Raw genomic sequence first — 26,611 nt, forward strand, 5'->3', positions numbered from 1 at the left:
GTAAGTGGGGAATATTTAGGTATTTGCATAGTTACTCCTAATAGTGAGAGTATTTATATTGACTATCTATAAACTGAAAAGTTTTCATTGAAGCACTAAGACCTAAATCCCTAAATTGCCCAGTATATACATTATAGCCTGCTAACCAAGTCCATTCTACTTGACCACGATGAAATCTTTTGGCATAAACTGGAATTTCATCGTATCTTAAGTAAAAAGACATTTCTTTATTCATTAAAGCCATCTCTGATTGCGAAACATTTTTAAAGTCTTCTTTTTCAAAATAATAATAATTTGTATATCTACCAATACTTGGATAAGGATTGGTATAAAAACGCACTATTCCCCCCACAACCTTACTCATCTCCTCATCACTAAGTGCTTTAACGCCTAAAGAGTTTTCATTAAACTTTCCTTGAGTAGCAACAGCAATAAAATCTGTAGCATTAACACTACTCATAAATCCTAAACTTACTAATAAAGTTAAGAATAACTTTTTCACAATACCTCCTTTGATCATAATAAACTTCAAGCAAATCTTATTCCCATAAGGGATTCTTTATTGCTTACAAAGAATGTTTTATAAAAGTAATAAGCTTATAAGAGATTTGAAATCTTCGAATTTAAAAAATGTTTTACTAAAGTTAATGTTTATATATAGGAGGATTTAAAATCATAGGGGGATTAAAATCCATTAAATGTATTAATGCCACCTTATAATACTTCTGTGATATTCTTTTAGATTAATAATATTTTATTGGTTTATTTTTTATTTGGGTTTTTAAGTATTTTAATTATGCATCCAAGCTATAAATTTAATGCTTTATAAAAATAAAGAAACCCTTAAGAGGCTTCATCATTTATACGCACTTTTCTAATCATTTTATTAATGAGTTCATCAATTTCTTTTAGATTATTTTTAACAATAATAGGCTTTAAATCAGATTGTGTTTCTTGTGTATTTTCTAAAATCTTCAAATAGACTTCATCAAGTTGATTAAGCATTTCCTTTTTTAATTCTTCAGGTGTTTTTGGTTTTTTTGTAGTATCTTCTTTATTGGGACTATAAGAGCTTGGCATTCCTCGTAAAAACTTACCATATTCGCTAAGCTTAGTAAAAGGAGATTCTGCTTTTGCAAAGGTATCCATTACAAAAGCATAACTTAGCATAATGCCTTCTTTTTTAAACTCTCCTTTTTCATTTTTATAATCTTGCATTAAAGGTGTATTAAAACCAAAATTGAAACTAAATTTCTCAAAAGAATCTTTAAACATATGTTTAATTTCATCTTCAGAATAAGCTTCTTTAGAATCAAATTTTCCTTGTGTAAGGCTTTGTATCTCTTTATAGGCATAGGAGAGACCTGCGATGATGTCAATGCTATCAAAAACCGGATGAATATCCTCACTATTCATTCTTACAACAGGAATAGTAGATACATCATGGATTGCTTGTAAGGCATTTTTATGAATCTTATATTCATTTGGTAAATTAGCAGCTTTTAAAAACTCTTCTCCCATAAAGCCATATTCATCTACAGAATAGCCGCCAAAGGAATGATTTTGCCTTTCCTTAAAAAGATGTAGATTAGGAGTATTAGCCTTATCTTGCATTTTTTGTTCTATACTTTCTTTGAAATTTAGGGGTGTAACTAATTTATCAGTGTATCGCATAACAAGATTCCCCAAATACAAAGAAGCATCATCATAAGAATCTGGTCTCAAAGTGACAATAATCTCTTGTCCATCTTCTGCTTGATAGGCTTTTCTAAAGAACTCCTCTATTTTTTCAACTCTTGTTGCAGAAATGGATAAATTGCTTTGAAGAGTAAGTGGGGAATATTTAGGTATTTGCATAGTTACTCCTAATAGTGAGAGTATTTATATTGACTATCTATAAACTGAAAAGTTTTCATTGAAGCACTAAGACCTAAATCCCTAAATTGCCCAGTATATACATTATAGCCTGCTAACCAAGTCCATTCTACTTGACCACGATGAAATCTTTTGGCATAAACTGGAATTTCATCGTATCTTAAGTAAAAAGACATTTCTTTATTCATTAAAGCCATCTCTGATTGCGAAACATTTTTAAAGTCTTCTTTTTCAAAATAATAATAATTTGTATATCTACCAATACTTGGATAAGGATTGGTATAAAAACGCACTATTCCCCCCACAACCTTACTCATCTCCTCATCACTAAGTGCTTTAACGCCTAAAGAGTTTTCATTAAACTTTCCTTGAGTAGCAACAGCAATAAAATCTGTAGCATTAACACTACTCATAAATCCTAAAGTTAGCAATAAAGTTAAGAATAACCTTTTCATAATACCTCCTTTGTATAATTTAACAATTTTTATTCTAGCAAATTTCATTCCAAGATAAGGGATTTTTTATTGCTTACAAAGAATGTTTTATTAGAGGGTTACTAAAAGTAATGTTTATAAATAGAAGTTTTAGAATCATTAGAGTGTATTCTTCCCCTATATAATGCTTCTGTAATATTCTTTAGAGTATCGTAATTCTTAATTTATTTATTCCTTTAGTTTAGAGATTTTAGGTATTTTAGGTAATAATACAACTTGTAGTTAATTAAATTTTGCAAAAGGAATACAATGTTTAAAAGGACTTTACTCTCTATCGTTATTTTATTTTCTAGCAGCTTTGCTTCTGACCCCATTACTATAGATTCACTTTTTAAAAAGCAAATTGGTTTAAGAAGTATTACTAGCCTAAGCTATCTCAATAGTGGGAATGCTTATATTTATAATACCTATCCCATACTTATAGCCCAACCTGATACAAAAACTTGGAAAGATACTAAGCAGGTTTCTATTAGTCAATCTTTTGTTTATACTCTTATCCCAAAGTTTGATTTGTTAATTGCTGGAAATGGAAGTTATAAGCAAAATGAATATACAAGAAACCTTGGTAGAGAATATGCTTCTGAAAGGAGTTTTGGTGTTGATTCTTTATGGGTTGGTGGGATTTATACAGGAAGTGCCATCGGGGGCGTATTTGTCCCACAAATTACTTTGCAAAGTGGAATACTTCAAAGAGAGAAGCATTTTGATGAGAGAAAAAGCTTTTTGTTTAAGTCTTTTTCTACAAAATTTGCATTAAGGAATTATTCTGACCCTATTGTTTCATCAATCTATATTGGAGGGGTTTATAATGCTAAGAGAAAGTTTAATTATGGGAAGTTAAGATATGGGAATAGTATTAACTTTGGGGTAGATATGTCTATAGTTTTAAGCCCAAAGGTTTCTTTAGATGTTGAATTACAACAAAGATACCAAACTGCTTCAGGATTTGAGGGGAGAAAAACTTCAAATTCTTATTCTATTCCTACATTTTCTTTAGGTGCGACTTATAGTTTAAACGCTGATACTGCAGTTTCTGTATCTGGAAGTGCCGGTGGAAGCTCCTCTGCTCCTGATAGTGTTTTTATAATAAGTTTATGGAAGAAATTTTAAGAAAATATACCATTTAAGTTTTAAGTGAAGTTTTTAATGAATAAAGTTATTTTTATCTTTCTATGCTCTTTCAATCTTTGCTTTAGTTTCCCTGTGAAATCCCTCCAAGAAATCCATAATCAAAATGTTATTAGGCAACATTTTGAGGAATCTTGCGGGGCTTCTTCATTAGCTACTTTGCTTAATCTTTTTGTCTTTAGGCAATATACAGAGCAAGAACTATTAACGCTTTTAGAGCAAAAAACCGATATGTTAAGCTTCAAGGAATTACAACAACTTGCTATCACTTTAGGCTATGATATAAAAGGCTTCCAACTCTCTAGGGATATATTAGAACAAACTTCTTATCCCTTGCTTGTAAAAATAGAAAATGATCCTAGATATCCGCATTTTGTAGTGATTGTGAATTACCAAGGTGATTTTATTAGGGTGCTTGATCCAAGCTTTGGAGAATATAAAGCAACCAAGAAAGAATTTTATTCTATTTGGGATAAGGATGGAATAGGAGGCTATGCTTTAATTATAATCCACAAGGAAAACAAACCCCTCATCAAAGATTTAGAGTTTCCTAATGAAAGGTTTTTTGAATAGGATTAAAGCACCCAATGCAACACAGCCTAATATAACAAAGATTAGAAAGTATATCACTATCAAATCTAATACTTATACAAAAAGAAAAAGCTATAGCAAAAGTGCAAACCTAAAAATATTTTTAATTGTTACATTTTATTAATAGCTTGATTGTCTTTAGAAATCTTAATCTCTTGAGTATCTCTAGCTTCTTTAATATTTTTAATCTCTATAGTCTGTTTAATCTCTCTAATGTTTTTATCATCTTTAGCTTCTTTAGAGTCCTTTAATAATGTTTGTATTATGGAATTGGTAGAATCTTTGTTATAAGCAATATAAGATTCTAGGGCTTGCTTTGCTTTTAAATCTTGATTTTGTTTTTCTAATTGTTCTCTTTTATCTAAGAGTTCTAAGAAACTTTGTGTGCTATCAAAGTCAGAAGTAAGAGGGGTTAGAAGTTTATTGGGTAAGTAAGTAATAGAAGCTTCTGAACTAAAATAGTTGGAACTAATAACGAAATTTCCAATCCTATAGGGTTTGTTTTGTCCATCCCATACTGCTTGATTATAAAGATATGCTTCAGAAACTTGTAGTGATCTCTCAATGCTATCTTGTTTATATTTAGGTATTGCTTCATACTGATTTGCGAGTGTGAAAAAATCACGTAAAGCCATAGCAAACGAACCATCAGAGGCTTGCTGATGCCAAAGCTTACCCCTCTCTTTTAATTCCTCATAAGTATGTGATACGCCAAAGGGAAATCTATAAAGCAAGGTATCTAAAAATTCTTGACTTTTTGCATATTTTGGATTATTCTGTGCATTCTCTAAAGTCTTTATAAGTTCACTTCTAGCTTCTTTACGTGCCTCTAACTCGTTCATCACTGTATTTGCCTCATTATATAAATGCAAAAACTCTTTACTATCCCCACCTTTATTAAGGTAAGTCTCTTTTAAAATATCTTTCATTTGTCTTAATAATCTATCTTTTGTATCTTCAAACTCACTTTCTGTTGGTATGGGTAATGTTTTATAATCTATTGGTTGATGCGATAATCTATACTCAAGTATTTCTATATTTTGCGATAGTTCTCTACCAACAATGTCGCCAAAGAGAATCATTTGATCAACAACAGCACCCTCGCTTTGAAGCGAGTAGTTTGCCCTTGTATCAAAGCTTGTTCCTTTATATTCATAGAATGTAAAATTCTCAATAGAATCTAAAATTTTATCTATCTTAGATTGTTCTGATTCTTGTGTGTTTAAGAGGGTTTTATCTATGCGAGAAATATCATCTTTACCGAAAGACCTACTAAAAAACCATCGATCTGCATAAGAGATAAATTGATTGGAAATACTTGCCATTACTCACTCCTTTTATTTAAAGAGTAAGCAATAAGCATTCCTTATTTATAGTATTTATTTGGAATGAATTTGCCGATATTGCCCCTTTGATCATCCATCACCCAATCTTTTGCTCGACTATAATTGTCAATCCTATATTCTACATGGCTTGGAAAATTAAAATTTCTTGTATAAGCAGGATTATATTTATTTACTATTAGAGGTTTAGAAGTAGGTTGATTGGTTCTAAAATCATAAGTAACAGCAACAACAGCCATTTCATGGGGAAGTAGATTAAAATAAGGAGAATCACCATAACCTAACGTAACTGCATAATAAGCTGTATAATAAATTTTTTGCCCATAATTTGTTACGATTCCATAATCTTTTATTATGCTTCGATGCACTCTAGCTCCCCCCACAACCTTACTCATCTCCTCATCACTAAGTGCTTTAACGCCTAAAGAGTTTTCATTAAACTTTCCTTGAGTAGCAACAGCAATAAAATCTAATTCTTGTGCAGAAAGTGAGCTTATAAATCCTAAACTTAATAATAAAGTTAAAAATAACTTTTTTATAATACCTCCTTAATGTATAATTTAACAATTTTTATTCCAGCAAATTTCATTCCAAGAGAAAAGATTCTTTTAAAATGAAAGAATGTTTTAATTAAGAAATTACAAAAGGTAGCATTAATAAATTAAATAAAGATTTGGTGGAGCTGTGGGGAATCAAACCCCAGTCCAAAAATTAGACCAACACTGCTGGATTACATGCTTTTTAGGGTTTTAATCTTTTTTGTGAAGCAAAACTTCCTAAAATCATTCACAAAGACAGCCAAAACTTCATCTTGCTTTGGCGAGGCAAGATTGCATCTAGCATAAATGATATTTTTGGAAAATAGCTAGAATCTTTACCAAAAATAGCCCCAAAGGTTAAATAAACTTACGCAGCTTTAGCGTAAGCTGGAGCGTAATTTGCGTTATTTGCGTTTATATTTAATGCACGGGTTTTACAACTTCGTGCAAGTTGGCATGCAGCTAGAGCCATCTAAATCCTGTCGAAATTCAAATCAGCCCCTGAAAGGTTAGGGCTTAGATTGTAGCATAAATCTTGCTAAAATATAGTAAAATTTTCTTTTAAATGGAGGTTAGTAATGAGTATTCAAAGTTCTATAAAATCTATAACTATCACGCAAATTAAAAAAAAGAAAAATCAAGAAAAAATTACAATGATAACCGCTTATGATGCCCTCTTTGCTAAGATTTTTGATGGAGAGGTAGATATGATATTAGTAGGGGATAGTTTGCGTATGAGCTTTTTTGGGGCTTGTGATACCTTAAGTGCGGATTTTGAAAGTATGATTTATCACACACAAGCAGTTTGTAATGGAGCAAAGCAAAGTTTAGTGGTGTGTGATTTACCTTTTGGGGCTTTAGCGAATCCTCAAGAAACTTTAGCTTGGTGTATTGAAATTTATAAAAAAACTAACGCCCAAGCAGTGAAAATTGAAGGAGGTATAGAGGCTAGTGATATAGTTAGGTTTTTGGTAAAAAATGGAATCTCTGTTATGGCTCATATTGGATTGAAGCCCCATTTTGTGAGATTTGAGGGTGGATATAAGATTCAAGGAAAGGATACAAAGAGTGCAAAAGAGCTATTAGAAACGGCTAAAGTTATGGAGGAATGTGGTGTCTTTAGTATCCTCATAGAGGGGGTTAAGGCTGAAGTGGCAAGACAAATTACACAAAATGTTGGGATTCCTGTTATTGGAATTGGAAGTGGTAGGGATGTTGATGGACAGGTTTTAGTATGGAGCGATACTTTTGGATTTTTTGAGGATTTTAAACCCAAATTCGTGCGTCAGTATTTAAAAGGGGCAGAACTTGTTAGGAATGCCTTAAAAGAATATGTTAGAGATATTAAGAGCGGAGATTTTCCTAATGATGATGAGAGTTATTAGGAGTTTTTAGAAGTGGAGAGAATTGTTGAAATAGAAAAAATGGCATTAGAGAATGAAGAAGAGGTTAGGCTTCGTCCCTCCACTTGGGATGATTATATTGGTCAAGAAAAATTAAAGAAAAATTTACAAGTTTTTATCAATGCAGCTAAAAAGCGTCAAGAAGTCTTAGATCATATTTTATTATTTGGTCCTCCAGGGCTTGGAAAAACGACTTTAGCGCATATTATTAGCAGTGAGATGAATACTTCTATCAAGGTTACCGCAGCCCCTATGATTGAAAAGGCGGGAGATTTAGCCGCAATTTTGACAAATTTAAGTGAGGGTGAGATTTTATTTATTGATGAGATTCATAGGCTCTCTCCAGCCATTGAAGAGATTTTATATCCAGCTATGGAGGATTTTAGGTTAGATATTATTATTGGCAGTGGTCCAGCTGCCCAAACGGTCAAGATTGATTTACCCCATTTTACGCTAATTGGTGCGACAACAAGAGCGGGGATGATTAGTAACCCTTTGCGTGATAGATTTGGTATGCAATTTCGTATGCAATTCTATGAGCAAGAGGAATTAGCAAAAATTGTTAGTATCGCTTCTATTAAGCTGCAAAAGGAATGTTTAAAAGAGGGTGCTTTAGAGATTGCAAAACGTTCAAGAGGGACTCCTAGAATAGCTTTGAGACTTTTAAAGCGGGTTAGAGATTTTGCAGAAGTAGCAGAAGAGGGGGTTATTACCAAAGAGAGAACTGAATACGCCTTGAATGAATTGGGAGTTAATGAATATGGTTTTGATGAGCTTGATTTACGTTTTTTAAAGATTATTTGTGAGAGTAGGGGGCGTCCTATTGGACTTAGCACCCTAGCAGCAGCAATGAGTGAGGATGAGGGGACGATTGAAGATGTGATTGAGCCTTATTTGCTGATTAATGGGTTTTTAGAACGCACTGCTAGAGGGAGAATCGCGACACAAAAGACTTATGAGCTTTTTACTTTTGCAAGAAGTGATAGTTTATTTTAGTATTGTAATAAGAGGATTTGAGAACTTTATGGTGTTTTTCGTTTGCGGATTCTTAAAATCCCCCTATAAGGCATTTGCTTTTAGCTAGAGTTTATGGAATTTTGTATCCCTTGGAATACAAGAATGGGAGGGTCAAGGCTATGTAAGAGGAATCTTTAAAGAGCAATCTGTAGTTTAAAGATGAAATGAAAGGATTATTCTTCAAAATTGCTAACTAAAGCAACAGCCATAGCTGCAATTAAATCACTCTCATCAAAACTTTCTTGAGGTAGTAAGTCATTAATTTTTGTTTCTAAATAAGAGGTATCAAAGTTGCCTTTTCTAAAATCCTTATCATTACAAATATTAATAAGAAAAGGAATGGTAGTCTTCACCCCGCGTATTTTAAACTCATTTAAAGCACGATGAAGTTTTTTGATGGCTAAATCATAGGTTCCAGCTTTGACAATGAGCTTTGCCACCATTGAATCATAAAATGGAGGAATAGTAAAATCTTTATAAATATAGCTATCTACGCGGACAAAAGGACCAAGTGAGGGGTAATAAGCAGTAATAGTCCCGGGATTGGGTATAAAATCATTATGCACATCCTCTGCATTAATCCTAGCTTCAATGGCATAGCCTTGAGCGTGAATATCACTTTGTGTTAAATCTAAAATCTCCCCACTTGCGATTCTAATTTGCCTAGCGATTAAATCTAAACCCGTAATTTCCTCTGTTACTCCGTGTTCGACTTGGATTCTTGTATTCATTTCCATAAAATAAAAATCATTGCCATCATCGACTAAAAATTCTACAGTTCCTGCATTTGTATATTTTGCTGCTTTTGCCGCTGCAACAGCGACACTACCCATTCTACGTCTTAAATCAGAGCTAATAGTCGGACAAGGTGCAATTTCAATGAGTTTTTGATGCCGTCTTTGGATGGAGCAATCCCTTTCTAAAAGATGAATAACATTGCCATAATTATCGGCTAAAATTTGAAATTCGATATGGCGGGGGTTTTGGATATATTTCTCCATAAAAACATCGTCATTTTTAAAGAAAGTTAGAGCTTCTCTTTTGCAAGCATTAAAAGAGGCTTCTAATTCTTCTTCCTTCCACACTACGCGTATCCCTCTACCACCTCCACCACTACTTGCTTTAAGAATAATAGGATAGCCAATTTTATTAGCAATTTTATAAATTTCATACATACTTAAAGTATTAAGGGGTTCAGTGCCGGGGACTACAGGAATTCCATTGGCTACCATTAAATTCCTAGCTGCATTTTTATCCCCCATTTTAGCGATAACTTCACTATTTGGACCAATCCATACTAACCCTGCCTCTTTTACCTTTTTGGCAAAAAGTGCATTTTCGCTTAAAAAGCCATATCCGGGATGGATAGCTTCGGCTTCAAGTGCTTTAGCAGCTTCAATGATTAAATCAGGGTTTAAATAGCCCTTAATAGGATCTTCGCTAATGGCATAAGTATGAGTTGCCATTTTAACATGTAGGCTTTCTCTATCAGCGTGTGAATAAATGGCAATAGATTCAATGCTTAAGTCATTACAGGCACGGATTATCCTTACAGCAATTTCACCACGATTAGCGATTAAAATTCTTTTAAACATAAGAACTCCCAAATTGAAGTCAATTGCTTATTTTATACTTTATTTTTTTATTCTATGCTTGAATATTTTGTAAAACTTTTTAAATGTGTTAGAATTCTCACATTTTTACACATTTACACAAGGTAGAAAATGGATTTTATTAATGCTGTAACTTTAGGAATAATAGAAGGGCTAACAGAGTTTTTACCTATTTCATCAACAGGGCATTTAATCTTGACTTCAAAGTTATTGGGAATCCCTGAAGATTCTTTTCATCGGGTTTTTGAAATTGTTATTCAATTGGGTTCTATTTTAGCCGTTGTTTTTGTTTTTTGGGAAAAGCTTTATAAGAATAGTTTGGATTTATGGCTGAAATTGATAATAGGTTTTTTACCTGTTGGGATTTTGGGTTTTCTCTTCTATAATGTTATTAAATCCCTTTTTAATCCCCTAATAGTTGCTATTATGTTAATTATAGGAGGAATTGTCTTTATTGTAGTGGAGATTTTTTATAAAGAAAAAGATCATTATATTCAAGCAATCTGGCAAATTTCTTATAAACAAGCTTTATGGATTGGGTGTTTTCAAGCTTTAGCATTGATACCTGGAACTTCAAGGAGTGGGGCTACTATTATTGGTGGGTTGCTCCTAGGTTGTAATCGGAGAGTAGCTACAGAATTTTCGTTTTTATTAGCACTTCCTGCTATGATGGCTGCAAGTGGTTATAGTTTATATAAAAATTATGAGCTTTTGAATAAGGATAATTTGTTATTGCTTCTTATTGGGTTTGTTGTAGCCTTTTTTGCCGCTTTAATAGCGGTGAAGCTTTTTTTGGGATTTATTGCCCGTTTTAACTTTATCCCTTTTGGAATCTATAGGATTCTTTTAGGTGTGGCATGTTTATTTTATCTGGATATTTTTTAAGTGATTTTGCTCTAAATATTCTATTTCTTCTTGTGTGAATCCTGCTTTAAGACGTGCTTTAGCATTTAATAGGGAATTTGCTTTAGGGAAAGAAAAATGATGCTTTTGCAAAATATCAAAATATGTTTTAGAATGTTCCTTAATCGGGATTTTTTCTACATTGCAACAATAATGAAACCATTTGTCTCCTTTAGATACATGGGAGATTTCTTCTTTTAAAAGAGTGTTTAAAACTTTTAATAATTCCTCTTTAATGGGGTGTTTGCTAGCATTAACTTTTGCACAAAGAAAAGGATTAACATCTAATCCAATGGCTTCCATACCTCTAGGAATTATAGCTATTCTATCAAGCAAGATATTACAATTTTGCATACAATCAAAGAGTGTGGTATGCACTCCAAAATCTCCATATTGATACCCTAAGAGATTTAAAAGGTGTTGTAATGCTAAGAAATGTTGCACTTCTTCTTTAGCAACCTCTATCCAATCAAAATAATATTGTAAGGGTAAATTTCTAAAACGATACGCACAATCAAGGGCTAAATCAATAGCACAAAATTCAATGTGTGCAATAGAGTGTAAAAGATGTGCAAAATTTAAATCTGTTTTTAAAACTTTTCCTTGCGGGACTTTATGTTTTGGGAGAATAGTGCAAAAGTTCGCAAAAGTAGGCTTTTGAAGCAGTAAGATGGGTTCATCGACAAATTTTAGTGAATAAAAATGCGTGTAAATATCTTGCACAAGAACACATTTTTCTTCAGCACTTGTTGCTTTTAGGGCTTGATAGAGGAGAGTAAAAAAATTAATGATAAGACCTTTTTAATGAATTTTGCTAAAATTATTGCAAGAGTGAAACCCTGAATTAACGAAAAATCCATATAAATTATACCCAAAAGTTAGGTATTTGAGCTATAATTCGTCGAAATGATTAAAATTAGGAATGACTATGGAAGTGCAATCAAAAAGTGGTTTTGTAAAAATTATCGGATTAATCCTTATTATTTTCTTTTTAGGAGGAGGGCTTTTTATACTTTCTTCTAAGGATTTTGAAAGAAATAAACCAGTGGTTAAAACCTCCTTAAACCCTAGCTGGAATCTCAATGGAGATTTTTTTATTTATTTAAAGGATGATACGGGTATTAAGGATCATAAAGTATCTTATGAAATAGATTCAAAAAAACATTTTTTGTTGGCTAAAATGGCTTCTCTAAGCGAATGTTCTTTTGTGAATCAAGAAGTAGAGAATGGCATTTGTCTTGCTATAGAGAAGCCAAATATTTCTACAAAAGATATTCAATCTTTAAATCTTATTGTTGAAGTAACTGATAAGAGCAAATGGAACTTTTTTAGTGGCAATAAAACTTTAGAGAATATTCCTATTTTAATAGATACTAAAAAGCCACAATTAGCGGTTGTATCTAATTCTTATAGGATTACACAAGGTGGGAGTGCTTTAGTGATTTTTAGGGCTGAAGATGAGAATTTAGACAAAATTAGAATCTCTAATGGAGAAAATGAATTCATTCCGCAACCATTTTACAAACAGGGGTATTATATTTCTTTATTGGCTTGGCCTAAAAATAATCCAACTTTTAATGCAAAGATTTATGCTAGTGATACAGCAGGTAATGTAAGTATTGCTTCTATTAATTTTTTTGCAGTTAAAAAAGAATATAAAAAAACTACTATTTCCTTAACCGATTCTTTTATTGATGGCAAAATTTCAAGTTTAGTAGAGGAGATAGGAGAGAGAACTTTAACGAGTTTTGTTGATAAAGTTTCTATTTTTAAATATATTAATGAGGATATAAGGAGCTATAGCGAAAAATATATTATGCAAGCGGCGACTAATTTTCCCTTAGAAAAAATAGAAGATTTTCAAATCTATGCTTTCTCTCCCCTTAAAAATGCTGCAGTAATGGCTAGTTTTGGGGATCATCGCACTTTTGTTTATCAAGGGGAAGTCGTGAGTTATTCTCACCATATGGGTTTAGATTTAGCAAGTGTTAAACAAGCCCCTATAATTTCAAGTAATCAAGGCGAGGTTGTCCTTGATGCCTTTGTTGGGATTAATGGAAATACTTTAGTGCTTTATCATGGTCTTGGGTTGTCCTCTATTTATGCACATTTAACAAAGCCCTTAGTAGGAATTGGTGATAGGGTAGAGAGAGGAGCTATTATAGGCAATACAGGTAGCACAGGTTTATCATTAGGCGATCATTTGCATTTTGGAGTTTTAGTCCAGGGGCATGAAGTATGGGTAGCTGAATGGATGGATTCAAAATGGATTGAAAATAATATTACAAAAGTTATTGCTGAAGCTAAAGGGATTATTAACAATTTATAGGAATAATGATGCTCCAAATAAGACAAAAGAATTTAAAGGTTTTTGTGTGCTCACAAGGAGAAGATAAGGAAATTATGGAGTATTTAAATAAAAATTCTATTTTTTTGCAGGGTTTTTTGTTGGTCTTTACTTACATTTTAAGTGAAGAATTAAGGAAATTCTTATGTTCTAAAGAAATTAATTTCTTTGAACAATCTTATAAAAGAGGCTTAAATTTAAGGGATTCAAAAAATAATAAAGAACTCTCTAAAATAGAAATAGTAGAAAAAACCTCTTCACAAAAAGAAGTCAATACGCTTGTTATTCACCGAACTATACGAAGTGGAGAGGAGGTTAGGAATGAGGGTGATATTACTATTTTTGGACGCATTAATAGTGGTGCTTTGATACAATCTCAAGGGAATATTCAAGCCTTTGGGGAAGTTAATGGAGATATTTCTTGTAATGGAGAGTATCTTATTATTACCTCACTTAAGCAAGGAAATATCGTCTTTGGTGGCGAGGTTATTGAAAAACAAAAATTCAGCGATGGAGCTAAAAAAATTTATAAGAAGAATAATGAAATTATAATAGAGGATTTGTAATGAGAGAGCAAACACTTAAAAAAGCGGTGGAAGTTGTTGGCATTGGTTTGCATAAGGGTGTGCCTGTGAAGATGCGTTTAGAGCCACTTCCAGAAAATAGCGGAATTCACTTTTTTCGTAATGATGTGGGTGTTAATATCCCTTTAAAGCCAGAGAGCGTAGTAGATACAACTATGGCAACAGTGATCGCCAAAGATGGATATAGGGTTTCTACTATTGAGCATTTGCTCTCTGCGGTGCATTCTTATGGGATTGATAATTTAAGGATTGTTTTAGATAATGAAGAAGTGCCTATTATGGATGGTAGCAGTATTGGTTATTGCATGCTTTTAGAAGAAGCAGGGATAGAGCAACAAAATTCTAATAAAAAGATTCTAAGAATCAAAAAACCTATTGAGGTTAAAGATAATGATAAATTTGTCCGCTTAGAGCCTAATAAAGAATGTATTTTTGACTTTTCTATTCATTTTCCACATCCCGCTATTGGGACACAAAAATATAAATTTCATTTTTCTACAAAAAACTATAAAGAAGAGATTGCAAGAGCTAGGACTTTTGGATTTTTAAAAGAAGTTCAGTATTTACGCTCTAAAGGTTTAGCATTGGGGGGGTCTTTGGATAATGCTATTGTGCTTAATGAGAATGGAATATTAAATCAGGGGGGGTTGCGTTATAAAGAAGAGTTTGTTCGCCATAAGATTTTAGATGCTATTGGGGATATGTCCTTGCTTGGAATCCCTCTTTTGGGGGCTTATATTTCTTATGCGGGGAGCCATAAACTTAATCATCTCCTCACGAAAAAGCTCCTTAGCGAGGATAAGTCTTATGAAATTATGGAATTAGGCGATATTGAACAAACTTATGATTATGCTTATGAAAGAATATAATCTCTTAGTTTTTTCTACTAGTAAGCCTCTAAAAATAGGGGTTTATGATAAACAGAGGTTCTTAGAATCTTTTCAAATGGAAGGGCAATTAAGTGATTGTCTTTTGCCTTTGTTTGTCAAAGTATGTGATAAATACCCAAAAATCCAAACACTTTTTTTCATTAATGGTCCTGGAAGTTTTATGGCATTAAAATTGGTTTATATTTTTGCTAAAACTTTAGCGATGACTAAGGGGGTAGAGATTTTAGCAGCAAGCGGATTTGATTTTAATGGAAATTCTCCTATTAGGGCTTATGGAAAGAGTTATTTTGTCCGTAAAAATGGTGAAATTTTTTTGGAAAATTTTGAAGAGCTAAGGGAAGAGGCAGAATATACCTTTCCTCAAATATTAAATAGCGACTATTTTAGTCACTCTATTAAGCCCTTATACCTATTGCCTGCATTTTAAACACAAGGAAAACTTGATGAAGCCTTTACTCAATTTTATGCAAACTGAGCCTATTACTAAAAGCACATTATTCCCCTATTTAAAATGCTCCAAAGAGGAGGTAGAAATTTTGCGTTATATGTGTGGTGAGGTTTTAAAGGGTAATGATGAGATTTTATGTATTGATATGATTAATTTTCTTTTTGCACCTAAAGAATATGAAATTCTTAAATACTTGCCTTATTTTAAAAATCTTTTAGAATTAGGATGGATTACGCAAAATAATTTTTTAAAAAGTGCTGGGGCAGAGATTATTTTATTAGAGCTTATTAATGTAAGCTTTTCTTTGAGTTCAAATTTTTTGAAAATTTTAGAAGGAGGTAGTATTAATCCAAAATTGCCCCAAAGTATCCCTTATGCTAATCATTTAGAATACCTAAAAGACCAATTTTTACTCATTCAAGTTTTATGGGGATTAATGCCTTTAAAAAACGACAAAAAACCCTCACCTTTATTAAATAAAATGTTACAAAAGTCGCAATTACTACAACAAAGGATAGAATTAAGGGTAAAAATCACTAAAGAAAAATTACCCTTAGAGGAGCTTTTTAGGGAAAATAATTTTAATAAAGAAGAAAAAATATTATTTTTAGCATTGCTAAAAGAGGAATATTCCGGAAAAGAAACAGAGGTTAGGGATTTAAACTCTTTAATTAATTTGGTAAGCATTAATGATTATGAAAGGATAAAGAATCGCTCTTTATTAGATGATGGGAGTAAGCTAGTCCAAAAGGGTTTTATTGATTATGATGAGATTTTTAATCCCTTTGGGGGAGTATCTCGTACATTTTTTATCCCCGATGGTATTTTAAAAAAAATCACACATATACAAGCGGATACTAAAAAACAAAGGATTAGTTTAGAATCTTTAGTTAAAGAGCAGGAGATTTTTGAATATTTAAAACCTAAAATCTCACTTAATAAAGTCGTATTAAACCAAGAGACTAGAGACACTTTAGAGGTTTTGTTAAAGCAAGTTAATATAGAAGTTTTAAAACTTCTAAAACAATGGGGGATTAAGGAAAAAAGTCGCGGTATTGAAGCAAAAATCATTTTTTATGGACCCGCAGGGACAGGAAAAACTCTCACTGCTCTAGCCCTTGCCAAGTCGTTTAAAAAACCTGTGTTGAGCTTTGATTGTTCGAAGATTTTATCAATGTATGTAGGGGAGAGTGAAAAAAATGTTCGTAAGATTTTTGAAACTTATCAAGATATTTGCCTAAAGAGTAAATTATCACCAGTTTTATTGCTAAATGAAGCTGACCAGTTTTTAAGCACTAGGACAACTTCAAGCGGGGGTGGAGCGGAGAAAATGCATAACCAAATGCAAAACATTTTTTTAGAACAAATTGAACATTTTGATGGGATTTTAATCGCTACTACCAATCTTTTAGAAACCATTGATACAGCATTTTCTAGACGCTTTAATTATAAGATTGCTTTCAAAAAGCCTAATTTTGAAGAGAGGGTATTGTTATGGGAGAGGCTTTTACCTAAAAATGCACCTTTTGAAAAAGACTTTAATGCAAAAAAATTAGCGGAATTTGCACTTACTGGAGGACAGATTGCTTTGGTGGTTAAAAATACCGCTTATAATGTTGCAAGTTCCAAAAAGCCACTTTTTACTATAGAGAGTTTTATCACAGAGATTAAAAGAGAGATGAATAGTAATTTTGATAGCCAAAGGGAGATGGGGTTTAGATAGGTAGCTTATCGCTAAAAATATCTGTTTTTAAGCAAATATTAAGCGGGGGATAATGCCTTTACATATAAAGCTAATGGTAAGCATTAATGAACTTAAGCTAGATTTAGCGACTTATTTAGCACAAAGTGGATATAAAGTAGAAAATAGCCTCCCAGATATTAGTGGTGCTTTTTATATCTCTGTTTTTATGCCTGATAAAAAAGAAGTCATTGCGCAAATTTACAAACAAAATAATTTCTATTTATTCTTAGTGACTAAAAATGTCTATTGGGGTGGTAGAGCTTCTCAAGTCTATTTGCCCGATGATAGTATTTATGTTGGTAACACTTTTTATATTATTAATAATAGATTCCGAAATTTTTCTTTTCAACCCACACATTATTTGGATTTTAAGCAGATTTATACAAATTGTCAATTTGCGATTTTTACAAAAAACAATATGAAAAACTCTTATCTCCTCTTAATATCGAGGTAGAATATATCTATTGGTTAAATACTTCCTTTGAAAGGACAGAGTTTAGAGATATTTTTGAGTATATCGCCAGTGTGGATTGTAAATATTATTTTGGATTTATTCCACCTCAAGATTTGGGCTTACCATCAATACAAATAATTCCTGCTGACGATTCCCTTATAGGTCAATAAGCCATTTTATGGGTTGTTAGAATAGATAGTTACTAAGAATCTTTTGTTTCTTTGCAGGGTTTATTCAACCTCTGCATCGATTACATCGTCATCTTTTTTCTTGTTATTTTGCGGGTTAGCTTGTTGATTGAGATTATCTTTTTGATACATGGCTTCAGCAAGTTTGTGGCTTACTTCAGTAAGCTCTTTGATTTTTGCTTCAATTTCTGCTTTTGTGGCATTATCATTTTTCAATGTTTCTTGTAATGCACTAATGGCATTTTGTATTTTTTCTGCTTCTGCAGTATCAATTTTATCTTTCATCTCATCAAGACTTTTTTGTGTTTGATAAACTAGGCTATCGGCTTGATTCCTAATTTCAATCACTTCTTTTTTTCTTTGGTCATCTTCTTTATTTAATTCAGCGTCTTTAACCATTTTTTCTATTTCACTATCAGATAATCCGCTAGAGCCTGTGATTTTAATTTCTTGAGCCTTTCCGGTTGCTTTGTCTTTAGCCGATACGGTTAAAATACCATTAGCATCAATATCAAAAGTTACTTCAATTTGTGGCACACCTCTAGGAGCTGCTGGAATTCCGCTTAATTCAAAATTCCCTAATACTTTATTATCTCTTGCTAATTCCCTCTCTCCTTGTAAGACTTGGATAGTAACAGCTGGTTGATTATCTTCAGCAGTTGAGAATACTTGGTTTTTCTTAACAGGGATGGTTGTGCCTCTTTCAATGATTTTTGTCATCACTCCGCCTAAAGTTTCTATGCCTAAACTAAGAGGGGTAACATCAAGTAAGAGAACATCTTTAACATCACCTTTTAAAACACCTCCTTGAATAGCCGCACCAATGGCTACGACTTCATCAGGATTCACAGATTTATTAAGCTCTTTGCCAATAAAGTCTTTAACTCTATCTTGCACCTTTGGAATCCTTGTAGAACCTCCTACCATAACGACTTCTGCAATATCACCTTTGCTTAAATCCGCATCTTTTATTACATCGCCAATTTTGTTGATGGTTTGGTCAATATAGCTTTCAATAAGGGATTCAAATTTCGCACGACTAAGTTTTTTGACTAAATGTTTAGGTCCGCTAGAATCTGCGGTGATAAAAGGGAGATTAATTTCGCTCTCTTGAGCACTACTTAATTCTTTTTTGGCATTTTCAGCGGCTTCTTTTAATCTCTGTAATGCCATAACATCATTTTTGAGATTAATCCCATTTTCGCTTTCAAACTCACTTGCAGCCCAATCAATAATACAATTATCGAAATCATCACCACCTAAGAAAGCATCTCCACCTGTTGCTAAGACTTCTACTACATTATCCCCAGTTTCTAGCACTGTAACATCAAAAGTCCCACCACCTAAGTCATAAACTACAATTTTTTCGGAATGTTTTTTATCAAGCCCATAAGCAAGAGCTGCAGAAGTTGGTTCATTGATGATTCTTAAAACATTTAGTCCCGCAATCGTTCCAGCTTCTTTGGTAGCTTTTCGTTGTGCGTCATTGAAATATGCAGGCACAGTAATAACAGCCTCTGTAATTTCTTCTCCTAGATAACTTTCTGCATCAGCTTTTAATTTCATTAAAATTTTTGCAGAAATTTCTTGAGGTGTATAAACTTTCCCCGCAATTTCAATCGCACAAGCACCATTTCTATCTACGACTTTATAAGGAAGTCTCTTTTTGGCTTCTTGTGCTTTTTCTTCATTACTCATAAGTCCCATAATTCTTTTGATAGAATAAATAGTCTTTTCCGGATTGGTGATAGCTTGTCTTTTAGCGGGATCTCCTACTAGAATCTCTCCTTTATCGGTAAAAGCCACTACCGATGGAGTAGTGTTTTTTCCCTCTTTGTTAGCAATAATCTTTGATTCATTGCCTTCAAAAACCGCCATCGCTGAATTAGTTGTTCCTAAGTCTATTCCTAATACTTTTGCCATAATATATCCTTTCTTTTAATTTAAGCTTTTGCTATGCTAACCATTGAAGGTCTTAGCACTCTTTCTTTGTATTTATACCCTTTTTGCATCTCTGCAACAATTTCTCCTGCTTTGTGTGTATCACTTTGCACTTGCATAATCGCATCGTGGAAATTAGGGTCAAATTCTCCACTAGCAAGGATTGGCTCAATCCCGTGTTTTGCAAGAGTTTTTAAAAGATTGTCTAAGGTTAATGCAATGCCCTCCTCAATTTTTTCTATAATTTCACCTTCTTGTAGATTCTCTTTAGAGTCTTTAATGCTTTTTAGGGCAATCTCTAAAGTATCAATGCTTGATAGTAAATCCTTAGCAATTTTTTCATAAGCATATTCTAATGCTTGATCTTTTTCACGTATAAGACGTTTTTTAGTGTTTTCAAAATCTGCATAGGTTCGGAGATATTGATCTTCTAATTCTTTAATTTTGTTTTTAAGGGATTCTTGAGAATCTTCCTCTTGTGCATTTTCTGTTTCTTGTGTTTGGCATTCTTCTTGTATTTGTGAAGAATCTATAGATGAATTTTCATTTTCTTGCATTTAATGATACTCCTTAAAACTAAGAATGGTAACTTCAATGGGAATTTTAGCAATTATTCTTGCAAAATTCAAGCAAAATTATATAACTTTAGTCTTATAATGTCAAATTAAATTAACAAAATAAGCTAAACTTTCTTAATAATATAAATTTAATATTTCTAAAAATAGCTTTTTATTGGGCTTATTACTTTGTTAAATTATTTTGTAAGTAAAGCTCTGATATTCTTTAGGTTTTCACACTATATATTATTGATTCTAAAGGCAGGGATTATGCTAAGAATGGTTTGTATTTTGTTATTACCTTTATGGCTTTTAGCACAGAGTGAATATGTTGTAGAGAATGGTAAGACGATTATTTTAGAAACTTTAGAAACTAATCCGCAACCTTTAAAGATTTTAAATAAAACTTATATTTGGGTGGCACATCCTAAGAATCCTGCCAAAAAAATTTCCCTTATTAGCATTCCCTATCGCACCAAATCCATTAGCATACCTTTAGAAAATAGAGGAATTTTGAAGATTAAAGAGGGAGATTATAAAAAAGAGGAAATTTATGCTTCACCTGCTAAAGTAAAACCTAATAAAGAAAATCAAGAGAGAATACAAAGAGAATACAAAGAAGCTCAAGGGATTTATGCAGTTTATAGCAAGGCACGTTATTGGAGGGAGCCTTTTATTTATCCTATAAAAAGCAAAATAACAAGTGCTTATGGTAATGCTAGAGTGTTTAATGGTGAAGTTAGCAGTTATCATAGTGGCACAGATTTTAGGGCGGTAATTGGAACGCCTATTCATGCAAGCAATAATGGTAAAGTAGTCCTTGCAAAGGAGAGATTTTTGGCGGGTAATTCTGTCGTTATTGATCATGGAGAGGGAATTTTTAGTATGTATTATCATTGCAGTGTTTTAAAGGTAAAGGCAGGCGATAGAGTAAAAAAGGGAGATTTAATTGCTCTAAGTGGAGATAGTGGAAGAGTGAGCGGTCCTCATTTGCATTTTGGATTTTCAGTACAGGAGGTTCAAATAGATCCCTTAGATTTTATTAGTCAAGTCAATATTCTTTTTGAGGATTAAGAACAGAAAATGAAAAAAAATATTTTACTTGAACTTCAAAAAATTTCTTTAGCAATGTTTAGAAAAAATTTTTTTGGAATCTTTCAGGGTTCTATTTCTGCTAAACTCGAAGAGGGGCATTTTTTAATCAACAAAAAAGAAGCGATTTTTGATGATTTAAATGAGGATTCTTTAATAACACTTTATCATAAAAGGGATTATCGTTGGAATGGAGCAAGTATTGATGCTTTTATCCATTCTCTGTTGTATCAAAATCTCCCTAATGCTAAGTATATTGCTTATGGAATGCCTCCTTTTACTACGGCTTATACTTTAAGTTATGATAAGATTATCCCTAAAGATTATTTTGGGTCGAGAATCTTGGGTACTCTTGATGTGTATAATCCTAAAGATTATGATAATTGGTATGAAAGGGCGGATGTAGAGATTAATCGTTATTTTAGGGAAAATGATACAAAAATTATGGTTATAAAAGGCTATGGAGTATATGCTTATGAGCGGAATTTGCAATCCCTTTCTAAAATGACTGCTTTATTAGAAAATACTTGTAAAATCTTATATTTTAACTCTCTATTAGAGGGTAGCCGACAAACCCAAAATTTATTTGAAATTTAAATGAATTGTAACAATGTATTAAATCTATCTAATTTAGACTTTTTGGGGTTATCTTTACAAATTTCGTTTTTATTGATTTTTAATTTGCTTTTGCCATAGCTTCATTGTTCAAGTTTTAGTTGCTCATCTCTTAATATTTTCTCCTCTTATTTATTATTGCTATTAAGCAATTTTTTGTATCTTTCATCACACACAAAGCTTGGATTTTTTATATAGTCTTGATATTGAAAGAGTAAAACTTCGCAAAAAAGAATCAAGAGCTATCCTAATTCTTCTACGGCTCTCATTGCTTGTTCAATGGCTACGTGAGCATAGGCATCCCAATTTGCATCGCAATTTGCAATAGTAATGTTTCCATAAGGTTTTCTTGCTTCTAGTATGGCTTTTTCACTTTCTTCTTCATTATCATAAAGTGTGTTTAGTGTGTAAGAGTAACAATGCCCCCAACGATTAAGCGTAATGGCTAGAATATCTTTTTGGTGATTAAATCCTGTTTTATTAAGCATACTTTGCAATTGCTCTCTAGTCATTTTTTCTAAATCTGAAAAAGGAATATTAAAGAGTTGATGACGTGCTAACCTTGATTGCTCTCTAGCATCCATTGTATCACCATCGGTAATCCCTTGATTTAATACCATAGGGGAACCAACCATATGGAGACAAATAGGCTTTTTAGGATCTTTTGGATGCTCATAATTACCCATGTTAACGGGATAATCTAATTTAGTTCTAGCATAAAACATTTTTGGAGAATAAATTTCATGCACCCCTAGTTTAATGAAAGGTTCCCAGTTGCTAATAATCACTTTTGTGTGAATTAAAGGGGTTTTAACGCATAAAGAAAGTGCTGCTTTTTGAATCTTGGGCATATCAGGGATAATGTAAGGGATAGAGCTATTGTAGTTTGCCATAATTACTTTTTTTGCAAAGATTTTATGGAGTTTTTTATCAATTCCACTTGCATAAGTTACTAGCACACCATCTTTAGTATTTTTTGCATTAATAACCGTGCTATTTAATCGGATTCTTGTTGGAGATTGGGGTAAATCAAGTTTAGAATAATCAAATTTTGCCAAAATTACATCCTCAGCACTTTTTCCAGGTGCTATAGCAGGAATTAGCTTTCTTACCATTAATCTTGCAATACTCGCATTTCCATCTGGAAAATGATAAATATAGGGTTCATTAATTTCTGCTTCTGCTGCTTTATCTAAAGGAGGAAGTTTTAGATTATCAAAACCGGGTAAAAATGACCCTCTAGCATCCTCACAAGAGATAGAATCAATCCCAAGAGCTAAAAAATCGTCCGTCATTCCCTCAAAGAAAGAAATAGCTATGGGGGATAGTTTAACTTTATCCCTTAAAAAGTTTCTATAACTTGTCGTAGTAATGTATTTTATCCTTTGTTTTTCATTCATACCCTCTAAATAATCTTTAGGGTTTTCGTGAAAAGCGATTAAATCTTCTCTATCCTTTTTAGGCATAGGAAAATCATTGATAAAGTCTTTATAGGATCTACCATTAATTCTATCTTTTGGAATATCATCACAAATGATTCTGCGAGGATTCCCACTTACTACTTTATCTTGCCCAAAATCTTTTTTATTAAAATAAACGCCACGACTTAAATTTAAATCAGGATAAAAATTAACATTAAACTTTTTAGCTAAATCATCAATATTAATCCCTAAACCATCCAAAAATTCTATAACTTCTTGCGAATAAAGTGTTTTTGGAGACTGCAGAGATTCACTTCCCCCATAGCTTAAAATCATCCTATCTTTTAAGTGAAACTCATTTCTTCTTGCGTGTCCGCCAAAATCATCGTGATTATCAAGAATTAAGATTTTTTTCTTATTTCCTGCTTTGTCTTGATAAATACAAGCCGCACATAAACCACTAATTCCTGCACCAACAACAATTAAATCATAATTTTCTTCAATAGTAAGGGAATTAAAATCAAATTTTTCTCCATCACGTAGCATATGTGCAAATTCATAACTTTCATTTGTGCTTCCTCTAAGTCCTGTTAGAGAGGGGGGATAGACATTATCTTGATAGAGAATTTTTTGGTTTATATGCGTTGCTTGCTCCTTACCATAGAGTAATTCTAGTGGAGACATACCAGCAACTACCGCAACAGCCATACCATTTAAGAAGTCCCTCCTTGTTATATTCATAGAATATTCCTTTCAAAAATAAATTTTAATAATCTTATCATAGAAACAAAAATGTATTTATAGTTTTTGGGCAAAAATTTTTGAAATTTAAAGTTAAAATATCTTGATAGACTTATTAAGTTTTGTGGGGATTTCTAATCCATGCCCTATGTTATTTTTACATATTTCTATTCTTAAATTGTTGTAAGGCAATATTTTGTTGATCTTAATTAAATACTCTTTGATGAATATTGATAAATGTAAGTTATCCTGATAAAGAAAAAAGCGATTTTTATCCATTATTTTTTGTTTATTCTGTCCTATATGGACAGAATTTCTTTTCTAAAATATTGTTACTTTTTATACTTTAATATCATTCTATTTTTAATTCCCTTTCTCACCTTAAGATTATTTTAATATCGTTAAAAATAGAATAGTTTTATTAAAAATTACATTTTAAGGGGTTCATTATGAAAAAGACAATATTTAGTTTTTTAATCTTTATTGGTTTTCTTTCTACTTTGACTTTCGCACAAGATAGCAATTTTACACAACAAGAGATAGAATCACTTTTTATACAAGATTCTCAACCTTTAGAGTTAATAGCCCTCTCTGATTAAGAGATGAAAACCACAGAGGGAGCTTGGTTGCCATTTATGGGTGCAGGTCTTATTGGCGGAGTCTATGGAGGGATACAAAATATTGGATACCAAATTGGCAGGAATCAAGGTTGGAATTGGTGGAGTTTTGGGGGAGCTGTAGCATTAGGGGCTGTGAGAGGTATATGGTTTGGTAGAAACCCTATTGGTGCTATTAGAATGGGATTGGGAACACCCATAGGAGTAATTGGTGGAGTTGGTGCTGGAAAATTTGTAACAAGAGTGGGATGGTAGGGCTTAGTGAAAAATAATCATAAAAATACTCGCTTATATATCCTATTGAGTGGTTATGCCATTATTGGGATTGTTACTTTATGGTTTTATCCTTATCAAAAAGCTAGTTTGTGGCATAGTATAATAACCCTTATTGTCGTGCTATTAATATTTGTTTGTCTTTATTGGTTTTATAAAAATGAAGCACCTCGCTATTTTTCTGTAGAATGGCTTTATAAAAATAATTTTCAATATCCCCCTAAAGCGTCAGGTTATATTCTTATAAACCTATGTTTTGTGGGGCTTACAATATTATTAATGGCATTACTTGATTAAGATGGCTTCTATTATGTTTTTTACTATGATTGGATAGTTCCTTGTTTTATTGGTGCCTTTTGGTTTTTTGTCCCATAGTAAGCTTTTTAAAAGAAATTCATCTAGGAAATAAAATGCTTAGTAAAAAACCAAAGATTTCAATATTGGAGATGATAAAAAATGCTAAATAAAAAGCCTATTATTCTTTCTACAAGGCTTGTGGTATGGAGTATCACACTTTTTAACTTTGGGCTTGTAGTTTTAGGACTTGTTTGTTATGCACTTTATTATGGGATTCGTGTGAAATATATATTGTTTGTGTTGCCTATCCCCATTGTTTTTAGCATACTTATGCTTTGTTATATAGAGCAGAGTTGCCATAGATTCTTTGTGATTAGGATTTTTAGAATGAAAGGTAAGCAAACACTTAGAGGGTTATTAGATACAATATTTTTGAATTCCTAAGGCTTAAAGGCTTACTTGGATGTATATAGAATTATTTATAACTTATAGAAAATTTTCTGCAAGTAGTCGGAAAATATTTTATGTTTTAATGGGTATCGAAACTCTTTTGCTAATCATCTCCCTTATCTTCTTTGATACCAAATGGTGGCAACTTCTTGGAATGCTAATTATTATGTTAGAAGGTATCCTTATCTTTCTATGCTATCACTACAAAGCCCATACTAAGTTTTTTATCGTGCAAGGCAATAGAAGTTATTTTTATAGATTTTATAGCTGGATAGATAATTCTTTATTTTTAGTATTTGGTTTCTTTTGTCCTATATGGACAGAATTTCTTTTCTAAAATATTGTTACTTTTTATACTTTAATATCATTCTATTTTTAATTCCCTTTCTCACCTTAAGATTATTTTAATATCGTTAAAAATAGAATAGTTTTATTAAAAATTACATTTTAAAGGGTTCATTATGAAAAAGACAATATTTAGTTTTTTAATCTTTATTGGTTTTCTTTCTACTTTGACTTTCGCACAAGATAGCAATTTTACACAACAAGAAATAGAATCCCTTTTTATAAAAGATTCTAAACCTTTAGAGTTAATAGCCCTCTCTGATTAAGAGATGAAAACCACAGAGGGAGCTTGGTTGCCATTGTTGGCGTTAAGGGTTGGAATGGGTCTAACATTTACTAATTTGACTTATTTAAATGCTCCAGGACCAAAAGATCCTGTTTATTCTGGGCGACCTTGGAAATTCTGGTAATTGTATGCATGAACCAACCTTAATAACGGATATAGCTAATATAATGCTTTATATTTATTCTCTATTTTCGTTGTATGTTTTATGCCATTTAGATGATTTTACTTACAAGCGATTTTATGCTTATTTACTCTTAACATTCCTAATGATGAGTATTAGATTTAATAGTGATATACTTAATCTAATCTTTGTTATATTAGGCTGTGTCGCATTAGTTTTAATAATTTTCTTTAAGAAGTCCATTAATAAAACTTAATCTTTGTATCAGTGATTTAATGTTTTCTTTAATGATGA

General features: G+C 32.2%; 29 protein-coding genes and 1 other RNA gene. 19 read left to right on the forward strand and 11 right to left on the reverse strand.

Features of this window, described 5'->3' with window-relative positions; genetic code table 11:
- Positions 1-37: 37 nt before the first annotated feature.
- The 3 genes from LS72_RS08830 to LS72_RS08840 form a co-directional block, all read right to left on the reverse strand.
- Positions 38-502, reverse strand: coding sequence for a hypothetical protein (locus tag LS72_RS08830; protein WP_138155271.1), 465 nt, complete (start codon positions 500-502; stop codon positions 38-40).
- Between the two features lie 341 nt (positions 503-843).
- On the reverse strand, positions 844-1,857 hold the full coding sequence (locus LS72_RS08835) for a hypothetical protein (RefSeq protein WP_034555462.1): 1,014 nt from the start codon (positions 1,855-1,857) through the stop codon (positions 844-846).
- Between the two features lie 8 nt (positions 1,858-1,865).
- Complete coding sequence (locus LS72_RS08840; RefSeq protein ID WP_138155272.1) at positions 1,866-2,330, reverse strand: hypothetical protein; 465 nt, start codon at positions 2,328-2,330, stop codon at positions 1,866-1,868.
- Positions 2,331-2,618: 288 nt separating this feature from the next.
- On the opposite strand from LS72_RS08840, the gene LS72_RS08845 reads away from it, so the two are divergent.
- Positions 2,619-3,479, forward strand: coding sequence for a hypothetical protein (locus LS72_RS08845; RefSeq protein WP_034555001.1), 861 nt, complete (start codon positions 2,619-2,621; stop codon positions 3,477-3,479).
- Positions 3,480-3,515: 36 nt separating this feature from the next.
- Entirely contained in the window at positions 3,516-4,070 is a 555-nt protein-coding gene (locus LS72_RS08850; RefSeq protein WP_034554999.1) for a C39 family peptidase, read from the forward strand.
- A gap of 128 nt (positions 4,071-4,198) precedes the next feature.
- Here LS72_RS08850 and LS72_RS08855 read toward each other — a convergent pair whose 3' ends face one another.
- From LS72_RS08855 to ssrA, 3 genes are all read right to left on the reverse strand, one after another.
- Positions 4,199-5,413, reverse strand: a complete 1,215-nt coding sequence (locus LS72_RS08855) for a hypothetical protein (RefSeq protein ID WP_034554997.1) — start codon at positions 5,411-5,413, stop codon at positions 4,199-4,201.
- A gap of 41 nt (positions 5,414-5,454) precedes the next feature.
- Entirely contained in the window at positions 5,455-5,826 is a 372-nt protein-coding gene (locus tag LS72_RS08860; RefSeq protein WP_052087368.1) for a hypothetical protein, read from the reverse strand.
- Between the two features lie 279 nt (positions 5,827-6,105).
- Positions 6,106-6,472, reverse strand: a transfer-messenger RNA (tmRNA) gene (ssrA, locus tag LS72_RS08865).
- Between the two features lie 76 nt (positions 6,473-6,548).
- Between ssrA and panB the strand changes: the two genes are divergently transcribed.
- Together panB and ruvB are read left to right on the forward strand one after the other, a co-directional pair.
- Positions 6,549-7,355, forward strand: a complete 807-nt coding sequence (panB, locus tag LS72_RS08870; RefSeq protein WP_034554697.1) for a 3-methyl-2-oxobutanoate hydroxymethyltransferase — start codon at positions 6,549-6,551, stop codon at positions 7,353-7,355.
- A gap of 12 nt (positions 7,356-7,367) precedes the next feature.
- The gene (gene ruvB, locus LS72_RS08875) at positions 7,368-8,369 is read left to right on the forward strand and encodes a Holliday junction branch migration DNA helicase RuvB (protein ID WP_034554696.1); all 1,002 of its coding nucleotides are present in this window, start codon (positions 7,368-7,370) and stop codon (positions 8,367-8,369) included.
- A 194-nt stretch (positions 8,370-8,563) separates the two neighbouring features.
- Here ruvB and LS72_RS08880 read toward each other — a convergent pair whose 3' ends face one another.
- Positions 8,564-9,985: an acetyl-CoA carboxylase subunit A gene (locus LS72_RS08880; protein ID WP_034554695.1), complete on the reverse strand. Its 1,422-nt coding sequence runs from the start codon at positions 9,983-9,985 to the stop codon at positions 8,564-8,566.
- A 129-nt stretch (positions 9,986-10,114) separates the two neighbouring features.
- Between LS72_RS08880 and LS72_RS08885 the strand changes: the two genes are divergently transcribed.
- Positions 10,115-10,888, forward strand: a complete 774-nt coding sequence (locus tag LS72_RS08885) for an undecaprenyl-diphosphate phosphatase (RefSeq protein WP_034554694.1) — start codon at positions 10,115-10,117, stop codon at positions 10,886-10,888.
- Here the strand turns inward: LS72_RS08885 and LS72_RS08890 are convergent.
- Positions 10,865-11,698 (reverse strand): ferritin-like domain-containing protein, encoded by an 834-nt coding sequence (locus tag LS72_RS08890; RefSeq protein ID WP_331250517.1) that lies wholly within the window; start codon positions 11,696-11,698, stop codon positions 10,865-10,867. The genes LS72_RS08885 and LS72_RS08890 overlap by 24 nt on opposite strands.
- A gap of 136 nt (positions 11,699-11,834) precedes the next feature.
- Here LS72_RS08890 and LS72_RS08895 point away from each other — a divergent pair, with 136 nt between their 5' ends.
- The 6 genes from LS72_RS08895 (at position 11,835) to LS72_RS08920 (ending at position 17,373) form a co-directional block, all read left to right on the forward strand.
- On the forward strand, positions 11,835-13,235 hold the full coding sequence (locus LS72_RS08895) for a M23 family metallopeptidase (protein WP_052087348.1): 1,401 nt from the start codon (positions 11,835-11,837) through the stop codon (positions 13,233-13,235).
- A 74-nt stretch (positions 13,236-13,309) separates the two neighbouring features.
- Complete coding sequence (locus LS72_RS08900; protein WP_238700786.1) at positions 13,310-13,819, forward strand: septum site-determining protein MinC; 510 nt, start codon at positions 13,310-13,312, stop codon at positions 13,817-13,819.
- Positions 13,819-14,706 (forward strand): UDP-3-O-acyl-N-acetylglucosamine deacetylase, encoded by an 888-nt coding sequence (lpxC, locus tag LS72_RS08905; RefSeq protein ID WP_034554357.1) that lies wholly within the window; start codon positions 13,819-13,821, stop codon positions 14,704-14,706. Before LS72_RS08900 ends, lpxC begins: the two co-directional genes overlap by 1 nt.
- 76 nt (positions 14,707-14,782) lie before the next feature.
- The gene (locus tag LS72_RS08910; protein ID WP_052087319.1) at positions 14,783-15,154 is read left to right on the forward strand and encodes a hypothetical protein; all 372 of its coding nucleotides are present in this window, start codon (positions 14,783-14,785) and stop codon (positions 15,152-15,154) included.
- Positions 15,155-15,170: 16 nt separating this feature from the next.
- Complete coding sequence (locus tag LS72_RS08915; RefSeq protein ID WP_034554359.1) at positions 15,171-16,898, forward strand: ATP-binding protein; 1,728 nt, start codon at positions 15,171-15,173, stop codon at positions 16,896-16,898.
- 52 nt (positions 16,899-16,950) lie between these two features.
- The gene (locus LS72_RS08920) at positions 16,951-17,373 is read left to right on the forward strand and encodes a hypothetical protein (protein WP_052087318.1); all 423 of its coding nucleotides are present in this window, start codon (positions 16,951-16,953) and stop codon (positions 17,371-17,373) included.
- A 230-nt stretch (positions 17,374-17,603) separates the two neighbouring features.
- On the opposite strand, the gene dnaK is transcribed toward LS72_RS08920, so the two are convergent.
- Together dnaK and grpE are read right to left on the reverse strand one after the other, a co-directional pair.
- A complete protein-coding gene (gene dnaK, locus LS72_RS08925; protein ID WP_034554361.1) occupies positions 17,604-19,484 on the reverse strand; it encodes a molecular chaperone DnaK in 1,881 nt (626 codons plus the stop codon).
- 20 nt (positions 19,485-19,504) lie between these two features.
- On the reverse strand, positions 19,505-20,059 hold the full coding sequence (grpE, locus tag LS72_RS08930) for a nucleotide exchange factor GrpE (protein ID WP_034554363.1): 555 nt from the start codon (positions 20,057-20,059) through the stop codon (positions 19,505-19,507).
- A 270-nt stretch (positions 20,060-20,329) separates the two neighbouring features.
- Between grpE and pgp3 the strand changes: the two genes are divergently transcribed.
- Positions 20,330-21,133: a peptidoglycan metallopeptidase Pgp3 gene (gene pgp3, locus LS72_RS08935; protein WP_034554365.1), complete on the forward strand. Its 804-nt coding sequence runs from the start codon at positions 20,330-20,332 to the stop codon at positions 21,131-21,133.
- A 9-nt stretch (positions 21,134-21,142) separates the two neighbouring features.
- Positions 21,143-21,748: a class II aldolase and adducin N-terminal domain-containing protein gene (locus LS72_RS08940; RefSeq protein WP_034554366.1), complete on the forward strand. Its 606-nt coding sequence runs from the start codon at positions 21,143-21,145 to the stop codon at positions 21,746-21,748.
- A 260-nt stretch (positions 21,749-22,008) separates the two neighbouring features.
- On the opposite strand, the gene LS72_RS08945 is transcribed toward LS72_RS08940, so the two are convergent.
- Positions 22,009-23,928, reverse strand: coding sequence for an NAD(P)/FAD-dependent oxidoreductase (locus LS72_RS08945; RefSeq protein ID WP_034554367.1), 1,920 nt, complete (start codon positions 23,926-23,928; stop codon positions 22,009-22,011).
- A 449-nt stretch (positions 23,929-24,377) separates the two neighbouring features.
- Here LS72_RS08945 and LS72_RS10920 point away from each other — a divergent pair, with 449 nt between their 5' ends.
- The 6 genes from LS72_RS10920 to LS72_RS10925 all read left to right on the forward strand — a co-directional run bounded on the left by LS72_RS10920 (position 24,378) and on the right by LS72_RS10925 (position 26,176).
- Positions 24,378-24,527: a hypothetical protein gene (locus LS72_RS10920; protein ID WP_194145565.1), complete on the forward strand. Its 150-nt coding sequence runs from the start codon at positions 24,378-24,380 to the stop codon at positions 24,525-24,527.
- A 3-nt stretch (positions 24,528-24,530) separates the two neighbouring features.
- Complete coding sequence (locus LS72_RS08950) at positions 24,531-24,800, forward strand: hypothetical protein (protein WP_138155273.1); 270 nt, start codon at positions 24,531-24,533, stop codon at positions 24,798-24,800.
- 45 nt (positions 24,801-24,845) lie between these two features.
- Complete coding sequence (locus LS72_RS08955; protein ID WP_194145591.1) at positions 24,846-25,115, forward strand: hypothetical protein; 270 nt, start codon at positions 24,846-24,848, stop codon at positions 25,113-25,115.
- Between the two features lie 159 nt (positions 25,116-25,274).
- Positions 25,275-25,559 (forward strand): hypothetical protein, encoded by a 285-nt coding sequence (locus LS72_RS08960; RefSeq protein ID WP_034555483.1) that lies wholly within the window; start codon positions 25,275-25,277, stop codon positions 25,557-25,559.
- A 19-nt stretch (positions 25,560-25,578) separates the two neighbouring features.
- Positions 25,579-25,902, forward strand: coding sequence for a hypothetical protein (locus tag LS72_RS08965; protein WP_034555485.1), 324 nt, complete (start codon positions 25,579-25,581; stop codon positions 25,900-25,902).
- A 124-nt stretch (positions 25,903-26,026) separates the two neighbouring features.
- Complete coding sequence (locus LS72_RS10925; RefSeq protein WP_194145592.1) at positions 26,027-26,176, forward strand: hypothetical protein; 150 nt, start codon at positions 26,027-26,029, stop codon at positions 26,174-26,176.
- Positions 26,177-26,611: the final 435 nt, after the last annotated feature.

The sequence above is a fragment of the Helicobacter apodemus genome, from assembly GCF_000765745.2.
Lineage (GTDB): Bacteria > Campylobacterota > Campylobacteria > Campylobacterales > Helicobacteraceae > Helicobacter_D > Helicobacter_D apodemus.